The sequence below is a fragment of the Mycobacterium parmense genome (genome assembly GCF_010730575.1).
GTDB lineage: Bacteria > Actinomycetota > Actinomycetes > Mycobacteriales > Mycobacteriaceae > Mycobacterium > Mycobacterium parmense.
This window is the reverse complement of record NZ_AP022614.1, coordinates 3,841,325-3,857,596: the sequence shown is the minus strand read 5'-3', so window position 1 is coordinate 3,857,596 and position 16,272 is coordinate 3,841,325. Positions and strand designations below refer to the sequence as shown.

The 16,272-nt window shown below is 70.0% G+C and carries 13 protein-coding genes; 10 read left to right on the top strand and 3 right to left on the bottom strand.

Annotated elements, in window-relative coordinates; all coding sequences use genetic code 11:
• Positions 1 to 122: 122 nt before the first annotated feature.
• From G6N48_RS17830 to G6N48_RS17820, 3 genes are all read left to right on the top strand, one after another.
• A complete protein-coding gene (locus G6N48_RS17830; protein ID WP_085271402.1) occupies positions 123 to 1,952 on the top strand; it encodes a phosphoenolpyruvate carboxykinase (GTP) in 1,830 nt (609 codons plus the stop codon).
• A gap of 63 nt (positions 1,953 to 2,015) precedes the next feature.
• Positions 2,016 to 3,545, top strand: a complete 1,530-nt coding sequence (gene fadD4, locus G6N48_RS17825) for a fatty-acid--CoA ligase FadD4 (RefSeq protein WP_085271403.1) — start codon at positions 2,016 to 2,018, stop codon at positions 3,543 to 3,545.
• 3 nt (positions 3,546 to 3,548) lie between these two features.
• The gene (locus tag G6N48_RS17820; RefSeq protein WP_085271404.1) at positions 3,549 to 4,496 is read left to right on the top strand and encodes an enoyl-CoA hydratase/isomerase family protein; all 948 of its coding nucleotides are present in this window, start codon (positions 3,549 to 3,551) and stop codon (positions 4,494 to 4,496) included.
• On the opposite strand, the gene G6N48_RS17815 is transcribed toward G6N48_RS17820, so the two are convergent.
• Together G6N48_RS17815 and G6N48_RS17810 are read right to left on the bottom strand one after the other, a co-directional pair.
• Complete coding sequence (locus G6N48_RS17815) at positions 4,490 to 4,888, bottom strand: CD225/dispanin family protein (protein ID WP_085271405.1); 399 nt, start codon at positions 4,886 to 4,888, stop codon at positions 4,490 to 4,492. The genes G6N48_RS17820 and G6N48_RS17815 overlap by 7 nt on opposite strands.
• 87 nt (positions 4,889 to 4,975) lie before the next feature.
• Complete coding sequence (locus tag G6N48_RS17810; RefSeq protein ID WP_163670867.1) at positions 4,976 to 6,121, bottom strand: acyl-CoA dehydrogenase family protein; 1,146 nt, start codon at positions 6,119 to 6,121, stop codon at positions 4,976 to 4,978.
• A 47-nt stretch (positions 6,122 to 6,168) separates the two neighbouring features.
• On the opposite strand from G6N48_RS17810, the gene G6N48_RS17805 reads away from it, so the two are divergent.
• The 3 genes from G6N48_RS17805 to G6N48_RS17795 are packed head-to-tail and all read left to right on the top strand — an operon-like array spanning position 6,169 to position 9,682.
• Positions 6,169 to 7,179, top strand: a complete 1,011-nt coding sequence (locus G6N48_RS17805) for a MaoC family dehydratase (protein ID WP_085271407.1) — start codon at positions 6,169 to 6,171, stop codon at positions 7,177 to 7,179.
• 20 nt (positions 7,180 to 7,199) lie between these two features.
• Positions 7,200 to 8,387 carry a CoA transferase gene (locus tag G6N48_RS17800; RefSeq protein WP_085271408.1) on the top strand — a complete coding sequence of 396 codons (1,188 nt, stop codon included), beginning with the start codon at positions 7,200 to 7,202 and terminating at the stop codon, positions 8,385 to 8,387.
• The gene (locus G6N48_RS17795; protein WP_085271409.1) at positions 8,381 to 9,682 is read left to right on the top strand and encodes an amidohydrolase family protein; all 1,302 of its coding nucleotides are present in this window, start codon (positions 8,381 to 8,383) and stop codon (positions 9,680 to 9,682) included. The genes G6N48_RS17800 and G6N48_RS17795 overlap by 7 nt, the downstream gene beginning before the upstream one ends.
• Here the strand turns inward: G6N48_RS17795 and G6N48_RS17790 are convergent.
• The gene (locus G6N48_RS17790) at positions 9,679 to 10,596 is read right to left on the bottom strand and encodes an alpha/beta hydrolase (RefSeq protein ID WP_085271410.1); all 918 of its coding nucleotides are present in this window, start codon (positions 10,594 to 10,596) and stop codon (positions 9,679 to 9,681) included. The two genes, G6N48_RS17795 and G6N48_RS17790, sit on opposite strands and share 4 nt — an antisense overlap.
• A gap of 185 nt (positions 10,597 to 10,781) precedes the next feature.
• Here G6N48_RS17790 and G6N48_RS17785 point away from each other — a divergent pair, with 185 nt between their 5' ends.
• Genes G6N48_RS17785 through G6N48_RS17775 form a run of 4 tightly spaced genes read left to right on the top strand, consistent with a single transcriptional unit; the run spans position 10,782 to position 16,139 of the window.
• Positions 10,782 to 12,917, top strand: a complete 2,136-nt coding sequence (locus G6N48_RS17785) for a molybdopterin oxidoreductase family protein (RefSeq protein ID WP_169718460.1) — start codon at positions 10,782 to 10,784, stop codon at positions 12,915 to 12,917.
• Positions 12,910 to 13,263 carry a molybdopterin oxidoreductase gene (locus G6N48_RS27715; RefSeq protein WP_169718461.1) on the top strand — a complete coding sequence of 118 codons (354 nt, stop codon included), beginning with the start codon at positions 12,910 to 12,912 and terminating at the stop codon, positions 13,261 to 13,263. Before G6N48_RS17785 ends, G6N48_RS27715 begins: the two co-directional genes overlap by 8 nt.
• A gap of 18 nt (positions 13,264 to 13,281) precedes the next feature.
• Complete coding sequence (gene nirB, locus G6N48_RS17780) at positions 13,282 to 15,816, top strand: nitrite reductase large subunit NirB (RefSeq protein ID WP_085271411.1); 2,535 nt, start codon at positions 13,282 to 13,284, stop codon at positions 15,814 to 15,816.
• The gene (locus G6N48_RS17775) at positions 15,813 to 16,139 is read left to right on the top strand and encodes a Rieske (2Fe-2S) protein (protein WP_085271412.1); all 327 of its coding nucleotides are present in this window, start codon (positions 15,813 to 15,815) and stop codon (positions 16,137 to 16,139) included. The genes nirB and G6N48_RS17775 overlap by 4 nt, the downstream gene beginning before the upstream one ends.
• Positions 16,140 to 16,272 lie beyond the last annotated feature (133 nt).

Below are 16,272 nucleotides of genomic sequence, written 5' to 3'. Positions count from 1 at the left end.
ATAACCTGTAGTTAACGCCACCATGTCGGAAGTTGTGTGGGCAAGGGCATACGGAAGCCATACGCAACGACGAGATGACCGCAAGTACACCGAAGTACGACAGACGAATCCAGGAGAGTTCGATGACCTCAGCGACCATTCCCGGTCTGGACACCGCACCTACCAAGCATCAGGGGCTGCTGTCCTGGGTACAGGAGGTCGCCGAGCTCACCCAGCCCGAGCGGGTCGTCTTCGCCGACGGCTCCGCCGAGGAGTTCGACCGGCTGGCCGCCCAGCTGGTCGAGGCGGGCACGTTCACCAAGCTGAACGAGAAGAAGCATCCCAATTCCTACCTGGCGTTGTCCGACCCCTCCGACGTGGCGCGGGTCGAGTCGCGGACCTTCATCTGCTCCGAACGCCAGATCGACGCCGGCCCCACCAACAACTGGATGGACCCGGCCGAGATGCGCGGCATCCTCAACGACCTCTACCGCGGCTGCATGCGCGGCCGCACCATGTACGTGGTGCCGTTCTGCATGGGCCCGCTGGGCGCCGAAGACCCCAAGCTGGGCGTCGAGATCACCGACTCCGAATACGTCGTCGTCTCCATGCGCACCATGACCCGGATGGGCAAGGCCGCGCTGGAGAAGATCGGCGACGACGGGTTCTTCGTCAAGGCGCTGCACTCGGTCGGTGCCCCGCTGGAGCCGGGCCAGAAGGACGTGTCGTGGCCGTGCAACGACACCAAATACATCACCCACTTCCCCGAGACCCGCGAGATCATGAGCTACGGCTCCGGCTACGGCGGTAACGCCCTGCTGGGCAAGAAGTGCTACTCGCTGCGCATCGCGTCGGCCATGGCCCACGACGAGGGCTGGCTCGCCGAGCACATGCTGATCCTCAAGCTGATCTCCCCGGAGAACAAGGCCTATTACTTCGCCGCGGCGTTCCCGTCGGCCTGCGGCAAGACCAACCTCGCGATGCTGCAGCCGACCATCCCCGGCTGGCGCGCCGAGACCCTGGGCGACGACATCGCCTGGATGCGGTTCGGCAAGGACGGCCGGCTCTACGCCGTCAACCCCGAGTTCGGTTTCTTCGGGGTCGCGCCGGGCACCAACTGGAAGTCCAACCCCAACGCGATGCGCACCATCGCCGCCGGCAACACCGTCTTCACCAACGTGGCGCTGACCGACGACAAGGACGTCTGGTGGGAAGGCCTGGAAGGCGAGCCCGACCACCTGATCGACTGGAAGGGCAACGACTGGATCCTGCGCGAAACGGACACCAAAGCGGCGCACCCGAATTCGCGGTACTGCACCCCGATGTCGCAGTGCCCGATCCTGGCGCCGGAGTGGGACGACCCGCAGGGCGTGCCGATCTCGGGCATCCTGTTCGGCGCCCGCCGCAAGACCACCGTGCCGTTGGTGACCGAGGCGCGCGACTGGCAGCACGGCGTGTTCATGGGCGCCACCATGGGCAGCGAGCAGACCGCCGCCGCCGAGGGCAAGGTCGGCACCGTCCGCCGCGACCCGATGGCCATGCTGCCGTTCCTGGGTTACCACGTCGGTGACTACTTCCAGCACTGGCTGGACCTCGGCAAGAACTCCGACGAGTCGAAGATGCCGAAGGTGTTCTTCGTCAACTGGTTCCGCCGCGGTGACAAGGGCGAGTTCCTGTGGCCGGGCTTCGGCGAGAACAGCCGGGTGCTGAAGTGGATCGTCGACCGCATCGAGCACAAGGCCGGCGGCCAGGACACCCCGATCGGCGTGGTGCCCACCGCCGCGGACCTCGACCTCGACGGCCTCGACGTGGACGCCGCCGACGTCGCCAAGGCGTTGCTGGTCAACCCCGCCGAGTGGCGTGAAGAGCTGCCGCTGATCGAGGAGTGGTTCGAGTTCGTCGGCGACAAGCTGCCCACCGGCGTCAAGGACGAGTTCGAAGCGCTCAAGCAGCGGTTGGCCGAGGCCGAGTAGCGCGGCGGCGCCCCGCGCCCACCACTTGACACCCGTCAACTTTCACGGCGGTACAGTCTGCCCATGCAGATCCGCGAGCACACGTCCGCGCTGAGCGGCAAGAGCAAGCCCGCCGTCATCCTTTACCCGTCCGGCACGGTCGTCACCTTCGACGAGATGGAGGCCCGGGCCAACCGCCTCGCGCACTACTTCCGGCAGGCCGGCCTGAGCGAGGGCGACGCCGTCGCGATCCTGATGGAAAACAACGAGCACCTGCACACGGTCATGTGGGCGGCCCGTCGCAGCGGCCTGTACTACGTGCCGATCAACACTCACCTGACCGCCGCCGAGGCCGCCTACATCGTCGACAACAGCGCCGCCAAGGCCATCGTCGGCTCGGCCGCGCTGCGCAAGGTCTGTGAGAACCTCGGCGAGCACCTGCCGGGCGGCCTGCCGCCGCTGCTGCTGATCGCCGACGACGACCTCGATGGCTGGGCCCGCTACCCGGAATGCGTTGCGGATCAACCGGACACGCCGATCGACGACGAGCTCGAGGGCGACCTGCTGCAGTACTCCTCGGGCACCACTGGGCGGCCCAAGGGCATCAAACGCCAACTGCCGCATGTGCCACCGGCCGAGGCGCCGGGCATGATGTCGGCCCTGGTCGGCTATTGGATGACGCCCGATTCGGTCTACCTGAGCCCGGCGCCGCTGTATCACACCGCGCCGTCCGTGTGGTCGATGAGCGCGCAGGCCGGTGGCATCACGACGGTGGTGATGGAGAAGTTCGACCCGGAGGGCTGCCTCGACGCGATCGCGCGCCACCGCGTCACGCATGGCCAGTTCGTCCCGGCCATGTTCACCCGGATGTTGAAACTGCCTGAAGCGGTCCGCAATTCGTACGACTTGTCCAGCCTGCAGCGCGTCATGCACGCCGCCGCCCCGTGCCCGGTGGAGATCAAGAAGCAGATGATCGACTGGTGGGGCCCGATCGTCGACGAGTACTACGCCTCCTCCGAGGCGCACGGGTCGACGCTGATCACCGCCGAGGACTGGCTGGCACACCCCGGGTCGGTCGGCAAACCCATGGGCGGCGCGGTGCACATCCTCGACGAGAACGGCAACGAGTTGCCGCCGGGCCAGCCCGGCGAAATCTACTTCGAAGGCGGCTACTCCTTCGAATATCTCAACGACGATGCGAAAACCGCTGCGTCCCGGGACAAGCACGGGTGGGCGACCGTGGGAGACATCGGCTATCTCGACGACGAGGGCTACCTGTATCTGACCGACCGGCGCCACCACATGATCATCTCGGGCGGTGTGAACATCTACCCGCAGGAAACCGAGAACCTTCTGGTCACCCACCCGAAGGTGCTGGACGCGGCGGTGTTCGGCGTCCCCGACGACGAGATGGGCCAGCGTGTGGTGGCCGCAGTGCAGACCATCGACCCCGCCGACGCCACCGACGAGTTCGGCGCCGAACTGCTCGACTGGTTGCGGGACCGCCTGGCGCACTACAAGTGTCCGCGAACCCTGGCGTTCGAGTCGCAGCTGCCGCGCACCGACACCGGCAAGCTCTACAAGAACGGCCTGATCGAGAAGTACTCGGTGTGACCCATGGTCCGGGTGGTCGACCTGTCGAGCCCGCCGGACGCCGGTCCCGCGTCGCCACCCGGCGTGATTCTGGCGCACGGGTCCGCCGCCGACATCGCGCGGGCCGAATCATGGTTGGGCTCGGCCACCTTCACGTTGAGTCAGGAGCCCAGTGCCGACCGTAGGGTGGTCACGGTCGCCTCGGTGTGCGAGGCCTTGGACGAGCTGACCGCGCGATGCGAGCGCTGGCCGCACGCCAGCGGCGTCTGTGACGACGTCCTGCGATCCGTCGACCCCGCCGGCCCCACGCTGGCCGGGGTGCTGACCGAGTCGCTCGCTTACTCCACCCTGCAGGCGGGCCCGGAATTCGGGCGCTGGCTCGCCAGACGCGGGCCGGCCAGGATGCCGCACATCGGCGATCCCGTTGTGGCCCAGCGTGATGGCGACACCCTATGGATCGCGTTCAACCGGCCCGGCCGCCACAACGCGTTCTCCACCGACGCGCGCGCCGCGCTGCTGGAGGCCCTGACGGTCGCACAGCTGGACCCCTCGGTGAGCGAGGTGGTGCTGAGCGGCAACGGCCCGTCGTTCTGCAGCGGCGGGGACCTCGCGGAATTCGGCACCTTCGCCGACCCGGCCGCCGCCCACCTGGCGAGGACCCGTCACAGCCCCGCCCTGGCGCTCGACGCGCTGACCGCCAGGCTCGGCGCGTCCTGCCGCGCGCGGGTCCACGGCCGGGTCATGGGCAGCGGACTGGAGATGGCGGCGTTCTGCGGGTGGGTCGAGGCGCGCCCGGACGCGGTGTTCGGGCTGCCCGAACTGGAACTGGGCCTGGTCCCCGGCGCCGGGGGCACCGTCAGCGTCACCCGCCGGATAGGCCGTTGGCGCACAGCGTATCTGGTGCTGTCCGGGCGCACCGTCGACGCCGAGACCGCCCTGGCGTGGGGCCTGGTGGACGCGGTGGCTCAGTAGCCCGAAAACGTCGTCGTGACGTTCGACGGGGAGTGGGAGATCGCGAACACGATCAGGCTGAAGTAGAGCACCACGCCGATCACCGCGCCGACGGCGCCGACGATCGCGCCGATGATCGCCCACTTCTTGGCGTTGTTGGCGGCGCCCTGCGCCTCGGCGTAGCGGCCCTGGGTCCACAGGCTGGACACCTTGCTGGAGTAGACGATGGAGACGATCCCCAACGGCAGACAACACAGGACGGTGCACAGGATGGCCCACACGAGGTAGTTGTCCGGCTCCCGCTGGCCCGGCCAACCCGGCTGCGGCGCCTGCCAAGCCGGCTGACCCTGCCAACCCGGTTGGGGGCCTTGCCATTCCGGTGGGCCCGGGTACGGCCCAGGAGGATAGCTCACGGCAACGCCTTTCGCGGTTTGCTGGCCGAAGTCAGGCCACTATATAGCACGCGCCGCGGCGCAACCCGCACATTTCGGTCCGCGCAGTCAGATGCCACCCCGCGACACCAGCTGCGCGGCGATCACGTTGCGCTGGATCTCGTTGGTGCCTTCGCCGACGATCATCAGCGGCGCGTCGCGGAAGTAGCGCTCGACGTCGAACTCGGTGGAGTAGCCGTACCCGCCGTGGATGCGCACGGCGTTCAGAGCGATCTCCATGGCGACCTCGGAGGCGAACAGTTTGGCCATCCCGGCTTCCATGTCGCAGCGTTCGCCGGTGTCGTACCGCTCGGCGGCGTGGCGGGTGAGCTGGCGGGCCGCGGTCAGCTTGGTCGCCATGTCGGCCAGGTAGTTCCCCACGGCCTGGTGCTTCCAGATCGGCTTGCCGAAGCTCTCCCGCTGCTGGGCATAAGCCAGCGCATCGTCGAGCGCCGCCGTGGCGACGCCCAGGGCGCGGGCGGCCACCTGGATTCGGCCCGTCTCGAGACCCTTCATCATCTGGGCGAAACCCTCACCCGGGCGGCCGCCGAGGATCGCCGACACCGGGGCCACGAAGTCGTCGAACGTCAGCTCGCACGACTCGATGCCCTTGTAGCCCAGCTTCGGCAGGTCGCGCGAGACGGTCAGCCCCGGACCGTGCTCGACGAGCACGATGGAGATGCCTTTGTGTCGCGGTGTCGCGTTCGGGTCGGTCTTGCACAGCAGCGCGATGACCCCGGACCGGCGCGCGTTGCTGATCCAGGTCTTCGAACCGTTGATGCGCAGCGTGTCGGCGCCGTCGGGGACGGCGGTGGTCGACATGTTCTGCAGGTCCGAGCCCCCGCCGGGTTCGGTCAGCGCCATGGTCGCCCGCATCTCGCCGGTGGCCATCCGCGGCAGGTAGGCCCGCCTCTGCTCCTCGGTGCCGAACAGCGTCAGCAGTTTGGCCACCACGGTGTGGCCGCCCATCGCGCCGGCCAGGCTCATCCAGCCGCGTGCCAGCTCCTGGGTGACCAGCACGTAGCACGGCATCGACACCGGCGATCCGCCGTACTCCTCGGGGATGGCCAGGCCGTAGATGCCGATCCGCTTCATCTGCTCGATCCACGCCTCCGGATAGGTGTTGGCGTGCTCGGCCTCGCGGACGCCCGGCCTGACGTCGCGGTCGATGAAGGCGCGGACGGTGGCGACCAGCATCTCTTCTTCGTCATTCACCCACGCCATATTGCCCCCAACCCGTGCGCCTGCCAGCATGTGGCGTTGTGCATAGCGGCTACGCGGGTCAGCGCGAGGGCGGCCCCTACTTCGACGACCTGTCGGTTGGCCAAGTGTTCGACTGGGCGCCGACGGCGACACTGTCGGCGGGGCTGGCCGCCGCCCATCAGGCGATCGTCGGCGACCGGCTCCGGCTGTCCCTGGACGCCGGCCTGTGCGCCGCGGTCACGGGGCTGCCGGCCCCGCTGGCGCACCCGGCGCTGGTCTGCGACGTGGCGATCGGGCAGTCCACCCCGGCCACCCAGCGGGTCAAGGCCAACCTCTTCTACCGCGGCCTGACGTTCCACCGCTTCCCGGTAATCGGTGACTCGCTGTACACGCGTACCGAAGTGGTTGGGCTGAAGGCGAATTCGCCGAAGCCCGGACGGGCGCCGACGGGGATGGCCGCGCTGCGGATGACCACCATCGACCAGGCCGACCAGCTGGTGCTCGACTTCTACCGGTGCGCGATGCTGCCGGCCAGCCCGGACTGGCACGGCGCGGACGGCGGCGACGACCTGTCGGCCATCGGCGCCGACGCGCCGGGCCCGGCGGCCGACCCCACCGCGCTGTGGGACGGTGCGGCATTCCGGGCCAAGGTGCCCGGCCCGCACTTCGACCCCGGGATGGCCGGCGCGGTGCTGCACAGCACCGGCGACGTGGTGAGCGGCGCACCCGAGCTCGCGCGCCTGACCCTCAACGTCGCTGCCACGCATCACGATTGGCGGACCGCGGGACGGCGGCTGGTGTACGGCGGCCACACCATCGGGCTGGCCCTCGCGCAGGCGAGTCGCCTGTTGCCCAACCTGGCGACGGTGCTGGGCTGGGAGTCCTGCGACCACACCGGCCCCGTGCACGAGGGCGACACCCTGTACAGCGAGTTGCATGTCGAGTCCGCCGAGCCCACCGGGCACGGCGGCGTGCTCGGGCTGCGGTCGGTGGTCTACGCCGTCGGCGACGCCGCGGCCGGCTCCGACCGGCCGGTGCTGGACTGGCGGTTCAGCGCGCTGCAGTTCTGAGCGGCGTTACGCTGGCGGCCGTGAGTTCGGCGTCGGCGAGGTGGGGGAGCAGCGGGCTGGCCTACCTGACCGGCCCGCCCGGCGGCGCGCCCGATTTCTCCCGGGCGAACGTGCTGGCCCGCGCCGAGCAGGTGGCCGAAGCGCTGGGCCGGCGGATCGGAACCGCGGTCGACGCGGCCGCGCTGCTCACCGGCCGCGCCGCCCTGCTCGGCCTGCGTCGCGGCGGACGGGTCTCCGCCGGCGGGGCCACCCGGCTGCTGAGGACGCGTGACAGCTGGTGCGCGATCACGCTGTCGCGTCCCGACGACGTCGCCGCCGTGCCCGCGCTGCTGGGCATCGACGGCGTGCCCGACGATCCCTGGCCGGCCGTCGAGGGTTGGGCCGCGGCGCATTCGGCGTCGGAGGTCATCGACCGGACACGGCTGCTGGACCTTCCCGCGGCCGGCCTGGGCGAGGTCGCGGCCGCACCGCCGCTGGTGCGCTCGATGGGGCCGCGCGCCGCCGGCCGCGGTTGGCCCGGGCTGCTGGTGGCCGACCTGTCGTCGATGTGGGCGGGGCCGCTGTGCGGTCAACTGCTGGCGAGCGCCGGGGCGACGGTCGTCAAGGTCGAAAGCCCGCGACGCCCGGACGGCACCCGGGGGGGAAATAGCGACTTCTTCGACTGGGTCAACGGCGGAAAGCTCTCCTATTGCGTGGATTTCGATCGTCAGGCCGGCGAGCTGCGCGAGTTGCTCGCGGTCGCCGACGTCGTGATCGAGGGCTCACGTCCCGCCGCGCTGGTCCGGCGCCGCCTCGTCCCGGACCATCTTCCGGTGCGGCCGGGACGAATCTGGTTGCGCATCAACGGTTATGGGGTGCTTTCGGGTCGGCCCGCGTTCGGTGACGACGCCGCGGTCGGCGGTGGCCTCGTCGGCGCGGGGCCCGACGGGCCGGTGTTCTGCGGTGACGCCGTCGCCGACCCGCTGGCCGGGCTGGAGGCGGCCTCGGCGGTGGCCGAATCCCTGCAGCGCGGGGGCGGCGAGTCGATCGACGTCTGCATGGCCGGGATCGCCGCGGGGTATGCGGCGCTGCCCGCGGCGCGGCCGGTTACGGACGCCCCAGCTTCGCCGCCGTCGCCGCCCCCCGTGGCGCGGCCCGCCGCCGGGCTCGGTGCGGACAACGACGCGGTACGCCGTATCGTCGCCGAAAGGCTCGCCCTGGCATGCTGATCCGGCATGCCGCACTGCTGGACGGCACCGTGGCCGACATCCGGGTCGGCGGACGGATCGACCAGGTCGGCGCGGGCATCCGCCCGGTACCCGGGGAGAGCGTGTTCGACGCCGCCGGCGGTTCCGTGCTCCCCGGTCTGCACGACCATCACGTGCACGTGCGCTCGGCCGCTTCCGCGCTGGAGTCGCTGATGCTCGGACCGCCCGCCGTCCGCACCGACGACCAACTGACGCAAGCGTTGTCGACGGCACAACCCGGACCCGACGGGTGGATCCGCGCGGTCGGCTACCACGAATCGGTGGCCGGCGAGCTGGACCGCGCCACGCTCGACGCGGTTTCGCCGGAAACCCCGGTGCGCGTGCAACACCGCAGCGGCGCGCTGTGGATCCTCAACTCGGCGGCGCTGAGCCGCGTCGGACTTCCCGGGCACCCGGATGGGCGCCTGCGGGCCACCGACCCGTGGGCCCGGACACTCCCGCAGCGCGGCACCAACCTCGCCGAATTCGGCCGCCGGCTCACCGCTTTGGGCGTCACCGGGGTCACCGACGCGACGCCCGATCTCGACGCCGACGACGTGGCGGCGCTCTCGGCGGCGCACCGGAGGGGCGAATTCCGGCCGCGGCTGCACTTTTTGGCGCCGGGCAAGAAGATCCTGCACGACGACCGCCTCGACCTCGACGCGCTGACGAAGTGGATCATCGCTCGGCATGCCGCCGGCGGACCGGTGGCGGTTCATTGCGTCACCGCGGCCCAGCTCGTGGTGACCGTCGCGGCGCTGCGCGCCGCCGGCGCCCGCCCCCGGGACCGCATCGAGCATGCGGCCGTGGCCGACGACGCGAATGTGGCCGACCTGGCCGACCTCGGGGTCACCGTCGTGACGCAGCCGAACTTCGTCGCCGAGCGCGGCGACCAATACCTCGCGGACATCCCGGCGGCCGAGCATCCGCTGCTGTGGCGCGTCGCATCGCTGCTGAAAGCCGGAGTGCGCGTGGCCCTCTCGACGGACGCGCCGTTCGGGCGCGAGGACCCGTGGTCGGCGATGCGCGCCGCGGTCCACCGCATCACAGCGAGCGGCGCCGTCCTGGGGCCCGTCGAGCGGGTGGCGGCGCGCGAGGCCCTGACGATGTTCCTCGGGCGCGCCGACCGGCCTGATCGCCCGCGGACCGTCGCGCCCGGTCAGCCGGGGGACCTCTGCGTGCTCACGGTGCCGCCCGAGGCGGCGCTGGACCACCTGGACGCCGGCCTGGTGGCCGCCACCATCATCGGCGGCGAGGTGGTGTACGCGGCGGGCTAGCGGGTCGGCGGGCGCAGCGTCACGCGCAGCGTATCGCACTGGCTGTCGAAGAATCGGCGTGAGACTTCGACTTTCGGCACGAACAGGTCGAAGCCGTGGAAGGCCCCGGGGACCACCTCCACCTGGCAGGGCACCCCGGCGTTTCGCAGGCGTTCGGCATAGGCGAGGTCTTCGTCGTGGAACAGGTCGTGGCTGCCGACGCCGATCCACGCCGGCGGCAGCCCGCTCAGGTCGTCGCGCCGCCCGGGCGCGGCGACCCGGGGGTCGGCGTCACCGAGGTAGGCCTCCCAGCCGAAGCGGTTACTGCGCGTGTTCCACAGCCGGAAGTTCGGGTTGTGCGGGCCGTCGGAACTACGGTCGTCGAGCATGGGATAGACGAGCAGCTGGAAGGCGGGCGCAATCTCGCCGCGGTCACGCGCCAGCAGGGCCAAGGCCGCGGCGAGCCCACCGCCGGCGCTGGCGCCGCCGATCGCGATCCGTCCCGGGTCGACCCACGGCAGGTCCGCCAGCCAGGTCAGCGCCGCGTAGCAGTCCTCGAGCGGCGCCGGATACGGGTGTTCGGGGGCGAGCCGGTAGTCAACCGACGCGACGGTGATGCCCAGCCGCGAGCTGAACCGGCGGCACAACCGGTCGTCCTGCGCGGCGGTGCCGATCACGTAGCCGCCGCCGTGCATCCACAAGAGGGCGGGAGCCGGTCCCTTCACGCCGATGCCGCCGACGGGCCGGAACAGGCGGACGCCGGCTCCCGAACCCAGCGCGGCCACCTCGACGCCGCCGGCCGCGGCCGGCTTCTGCACACGCCCCAGCAGCGCGCTCATCCACCGGATGACCGGCAGGGTGCGGGGCCCCACCAGAGAGCGGGGGGTGACGCGCGCAATGCGGCGCAAATCGGGGTGAACGTCGTTGTTCGGCACCGGTCAAGTATTACCCGGCCCGGCGCCGGGCGTGAGGCCGCGGTAGTCCCGCGGACAACCCGACGAAATGTCGCCGCAACACACCGGCCGTAGCTTCGGTTTTGGAGGGCCGATCGGGAGGCGACATGGGAGGTTCGAACAGCGGAGCCGGCAGGGCCGGCTCGTCAGCTAAGCGGTGATCGCCGATGGCGTCGGCGCCGACGAAAACACACTGTCCGTACTGTTCGCTGCAGTGCGGCATCACCCTCGACGTGTCGGGTGACCGCATCCGTCTCGAACCGCAGAGCGACTTTCCCACCAACCGCGGCGGGCTGTGCGCGAAGGGCTGGACGGCGGCCGAACTGTTGGGGCATCCGGAGCGGCTGACCCGCCCACTGGTTCGTGACGGGCGTTCCGGCGAACTGCGCCCGGCCGGCTGGAACGAGGCGCTGGAGCGGGTCGTCTCCGCGTTCGAGCGGACACAGCGGGAGCACGGCCGCGACGCGGTGGGTTGCTTCGGCGGCGGGGGCCTGACCAACGAAAAGGCCTACCAGTTCGGCAAGTTCGCACGCGTTGCGCTGCGCACCTCGGCGATCGACTACAACGGCCGGTTCTGCATGTCGTCGGCGGCCGCCGCCACCAACCGGACATTCGGCATCGACCGTGGCCTGCCCTTCCCGCTTTCCGACATCGCAGGGGCCGACGTCATCCTGCTCGTCGGCTCCAACCCGGCCGACACCATGCCGCCGGCCATGCAGTACTTCGACGAGGGTCGCTCCCGCGGCGCCAAACACATCGTGGTGGACCCGCGGCGCACCGCCACCGCGGCCCGGGCCGACATCCATCTGCAGCCCGTCCCGGGCACGGACCTGGCGCTGGCGAACGGCTTGCTGAATGTCATTGCCCGCGAGGGTCTGCTCGACCAGCGCTACATCGACGAGCGGACGGCGGGGTTCGAGGCGGTCCGCCGCGCAGTGCGGCTGTACTGGCCGGACCGGGTCGAGCGGATCACCGGCGTGCCCGAGCGGGATATCGTCGCCGCGGCGCGGATGCTCGGCGGCGGTACCGGAAAAGCGCGCCGGGCAATGATCCTGACCGCCCGCGGCGCCGAGCAGCACAGCACGGGCACCGACACCGCGCAGGCCTTCATCAACCTGGCGCTGGCGCTGGGGCTGCCGGGCCGGCCGTACAGCGGATTCGCGACCATCACCGGCCAGGGCAACGGCCAGGGCGGCCGCGAGCACGGGCAGAAGGCCGACCAGTTGCCCGGCTACCGCAGGCTCGACGACCCGGACGCGCGGGCCCACGTCGCGCGGGTGTGGGGCGTCAATCCCGCCGACCTGCCGTCGTCGGGGCGGTCGGCCTACGAAATGCTCAGCGCCATCGGCACTCCCGGCGGGGTGCGGGCGCTGTGGGTGGTGGCGTCCAACGTCGTCGTCTCGGCCCCCAACTCGCTGCATGTCGCCGACAAGCTCTCGGAGCTCGACTTCCTGGTGGTGTCCGACATCTTCCTGTCCGAAACCGCCGCGATGGCCGATGTGGTGCTGCCGACGACGCAGTGGGCCGAGGAGTCGGGCACCATGACCAACCTGGAGGGCAGGGTCATCCTGCGGCAAGCGGCGGTGAGCCCGCCCGACGAGGTGCGCAGCGACCTCGACGTCATGGCAGATCTGGCGAAAAGACTTGGTGCGCATGGCTTTTCGTCAGAGCCGCAGGAGGTGTTCGATGAGCTGGGCCGCGCCAGCCAGGGCGGCAAGGCCGATTACCGGGGCATCAGCTACGAGCGGATCGCGACGGACAAGGGCGTGTTCTGGCCGTGCCCGTCGGCGATGTATCCCGACACCCCCCGGATGTTCGCCGAGGACTTCCCGACGCCGGACCGACGCGCACACTTCCATCCCGTCGAACAGCGCCGCACCGCGGAGTTGCCCGACGACGAATTCCCCTACTACCTCACGACCGGGCGGCTGTTGCGGCAATACCAGTCCGGCACCCAGACCCGGCGGGTCGCCCAACTCACCGAGGGCGAAGCGGAACCCGTCGCCGAGTTGCACCCGACTCTGGCGCAGCGCATGGGAATCGGCAGCGGCGACAAGGTCCGGCTGAAGACGCGCCGCGGCGAGGTGGTGATGACCGCTCGACTCAACGGGGGCATCCGCCCCGACACCGTCTTCGCGCCTTTCCACTGGGGCGGCGCGGCCAACATCAACCGGCTGACCAACCCGGTCCTGGACCCGTACTCGCGGATGCCGTCGTTCAAGGTCTGCGCGGTTGCGGTGTCCAACGCGGCGTCCGACGCCGAACCGAACACCGATCAGGAGGGAGATTTCACGCATGGGTGACGAAAGCATGCCCCGGTTCTTGCAGGGGGCCTTCACATTCGACGGGAAGGGTTATGACTCGCCGTGTCTGCTCGACGCGTCGCTGCGGTACGTGGTGCCGGCCGGGGCCATCTCGCAGCCGGTGTACTTCCGTGGCGGCAACAGCACCGACGAACTGGTCACCATCGTGGTGATGCGTGACGGCGCACCGATGCGCTACTTCCCTATCGGCGCCAAAGACGCCGTGCACGTGCCGCTCCGGGTCGTCGAGGACCTGATCGCCGACACCGTCCTGGAGGTGTTCGTCGCCGCGCCCGACGGGCTGAGCGGCACGGTGTTCGTCGACATCGGGCTCGTCGAAGTCTAGGCACTGCGAAGGGATCCGATGACTACACAGGTCAAAGCCGAAACCAACGGCCACAGTCGCACCGGCCAGGCCTCGCTCGTCGTGGTGGGCAACGGCATGGCGGGCGCGCGGGTGCTCGAGGAAATCCTCGGATGCGGTGGCGCGGAGCGGTTCTCCATCACCGTCTTCGGCGACGAACCCTACGGCAACTACAACCGCATCCTGCTGTCCAACGTGCTGGCCGGTTCCGACGACGCCGGCGAGATCTACCTCAACCCGCTGGATTGGTACGCGGACAACGACATCGATCTGCGCGCCGGGGTGCGCGTGGTGCGCATCGACCCGTTCGCCCACCTGGTGCACGCCGACGACGGCACGACGTTGCGCTACGACAAGCTGATCCTGGCGACCGGCAGCCGGGCGTTCTTCCCGCCGGTGGAAGGGATCTGGCGGGACAACACCACCCTGGCCCCCGGCGTGTTCGGGTTCCGGACCCTCGACGACTGTCAGGCCATGATCGACTTCGCGGCGGGGCAGTCCAGGCCGGTCTCGCGGGCGCTGGTCATCGGGGGCGGGCTGTTGGGCCTGGAAGCCGCCCGCGGCCTGCAGAACCGGGGCCTGCAGGTGGGTGTGGTGCAGGGTGGTCCCTCGCTGATGAACGCCCAGCTCGACGACCAGGGCAGTGCCATACTGCGGCGGTTGGTGGAGTCGCTGGGCATCGAGATCCACACCGGCAAGCGCACCACCAGGCTGCACCACGAGGGCGGCTTCCCGTCGGAGATCGAGTTCTCCGACGGCACCCGGTTGCCCTGCGACATGGTGGTGATGGCGGCCGGTATCCGGCCCAACGTCGGGCTGGCCGTGCGCGCCGGGCTGACGGTGGAGCGCGCGATCGTCGTTGACGACCAGATGCGCTCGGTCGACGACGACGACATCTACGCGGTCGGCGAGTGCGTCCAGCACCGGGGCCAGGTCTACGGACTGGTCGCGCCGCTGTGGGAGCAGGCCACGGTGCTCGCCGAGCACCTGACCGGTACGAATCCCCGTGCCGCCTATCACGGTTCACGCACCGCCACCAAGCTCAAGGTCGCCGGCGTCGACGTCGCCGCGATGGGTGTCAAGTGCCCCGAACGCGACGACGACGAATTCGTGCAGTACTCCGAGCCCAGGCGCGGCGTGTACAAGACCGTGGTGGTGCGCGACGACAAGCTGATCGGTGCCACGTTGGTCGGCGACGTCAGCAAGGTGGCGTTTTTGATGCAGGCCTTCGATCGGGGGTTGCCGCTGCCGCCGGAGCGGGTGTCGCTGATGTTCGACATCGGCGGCGCGCCCGATGCCGAGACCGGCGCCGCCGAACTGTCCGACGACGCGCAGGTGTGCAATTGCAACGGGGTCACCAAGGCCGCGATCGTCGGCTGCGTCAACGGCGGCCAGACGTCGGTTCAGGGCGTGATGTCGGCGACCCGGGCAGGGAAGGGGTGCGGGTCGTGCAAGGGCCTGGTCGCCCAGATCGTCGAGTGGGCGGCATCGGAGGCCGGGGCCGAGGTGTCTGAGGACGCCGGAGCCAACTGGTACGTGCCGGGCATCCCGTACGAGAAGCCGGAGCTGATGGCCAAGATCCGCGAACTCCAATTACATTCGGTGTCATCGGTGTTCGCGGCCCTGGCGCCGGAGGGCCGCGAGGACGCTCGCTGCAAGATGGCGCTGGCGTCGCTGCTGCACATGATGTGGGGCGACGAGTTCGTCGACGAACGCGACAGCCGGTTCATCAACGACCGGGTGCATGCCAACATCCAGCGGGACGGCACCTTCTCGGTGGTGCCGCAGCTCAAGGGCGGCGTCACCGACTCGCACCAGCTGCGTCGCATCGCCGATGTGGCCGACAAGTACCGGATCCCGATGATCAAGCTCACCGGCGGCCAGCGCATCGACCTGCTCGGCGTCCGCAAGGAGGATCTGCCCTCGGTGTGGGCCGATCTCGGGATGCCGTCCGGCTATGCCTACGGCAAGAGCTTCCGGACCGTGAAAACCTGTGTGGGAAGCGACTTCTGCCGATACGGGGTGGGTGACTCGACGGCGCTGGGCATCGCGATCGAGGAGCGCTTCCAGGGCATCCCCAGTCCGGGCAAGATGAAGCTGGCGGTGACCGGGTGTCCGCGCAACTGCGCCGAGGCCCTGTGCAAGGACGTCGGCGTCGTCGCCGTCGAAGGCGGGCAGTGGCAGATCTACGTCGGCGGAGCGGCGGGCTCACATGTTCGCAAGGGCGACTTGCTGACCACCGTCGGCACCGCGGACGAGGTGATCACACTGACCGGACGCTTCCTGCAGTACTACCGGGAGAACGCGAATTGGCTGGAGCGCACCTACGATTTCGTGCCGCGGGTGGGCATCGAGCGGGTCCGGCAGATCGTCGTCGACGACAGCGATGGAATCGCCGCCGACCTCGACGCGAATATGCAGAAATCGGTTGACGCGTACCGTGATCCGTGGAATGAGGGCCGAAACGGCGTAACGCCCAATCAATTCCGGTCCGCCCTGCCGCTGATTCCGCTGCCCCAGGTGCCGGTGCGATGACCGACGTCTCCCTTGGTCCCGTGGACGAGATCCCGGTGGGCGAAGGCCGCACCTTCGTCGTCGAGCATCGACAGATCGCGGTGTTCCGGCTGCGCGACGGCTCGCTGCGAGCCCTCGACGCGGTGTGCCCGCATCGCGGCGGTCCATTGGCCGACGGGCTTGCCGACGGCCGCGTCGTCATATGCCCGCTGCACGGCCGAACCTACGACCTGAAAACCGGATGCGAGGTCTCCGAGGGCGACGCGCCGGTCACCGCCTACGACGTGCGCGCCGGCGACGACGGGACCATCCGGCTCAGCATCGACGGCAGGGTGCACGCCTGATCGCTGGATTAGCCGAGCGACGATCGGGGTATCGGTGGAAGTGCCGGCCGACGCGGTGGATGCCAGAATGTTCGCGTTTGCCGGTTCGTCGTCGCAACGTCCCGCCCGGGGACCGAGCGCGGGCCGCCCGGTC

What these genes read in the sequence shown, in the direction of transcription:
- G6N48_RS17795 (WP_085271409.1), top strand. Translation starts at nt 8,381, where the DNA reads ATGCTGATCCGGCATGCCGCACTGCTGGACGGCACCGTGGCCGACATC.
- fadD4 (WP_085271403.1), top strand. Translation starts at nt 2,016, where the DNA reads ATGCAGATCCGCGAGCACACGTCCGCGCTGAGCGGCAAGAGCAAGCCC.
- nirB (WP_085271411.1), top strand. Translation starts at nt 13,282, where the DNA reads ATGACTACACAGGTCAAAGCCGAAACCAACGGCCACAGTCGCACCGGC.
- G6N48_RS27715 (WP_169718461.1), top strand. Translation starts at nt 12,910, where the DNA reads ATGGGTGACGAAAGCATGCCCCGGTTCTTGCAGGGGGCCTTCACATTC.
- G6N48_RS17785 (WP_169718460.1), top strand. Translation starts at nt 10,782, where the DNA reads ATGGCGTCGGCGCCGACGAAAACACACTGTCCGTACTGTTCGCTGCAG.
- G6N48_RS17820 (WP_085271404.1), top strand. Translation starts at nt 3,549, where the DNA reads ATGGTCCGGGTGGTCGACCTGTCGAGCCCGCCGGACGCCGGTCCCGCG.
- G6N48_RS17830 (WP_085271402.1), top strand. Translation starts at nt 123, where the DNA reads ATGACCTCAGCGACCATTCCCGGTCTGGACACCGCACCTACCAAGCAT.
- G6N48_RS17775 (WP_085271412.1), top strand. Translation starts at nt 15,813, where the DNA reads ATGACCGACGTCTCCCTTGGTCCCGTGGACGAGATCCCGGTGGGCGAA.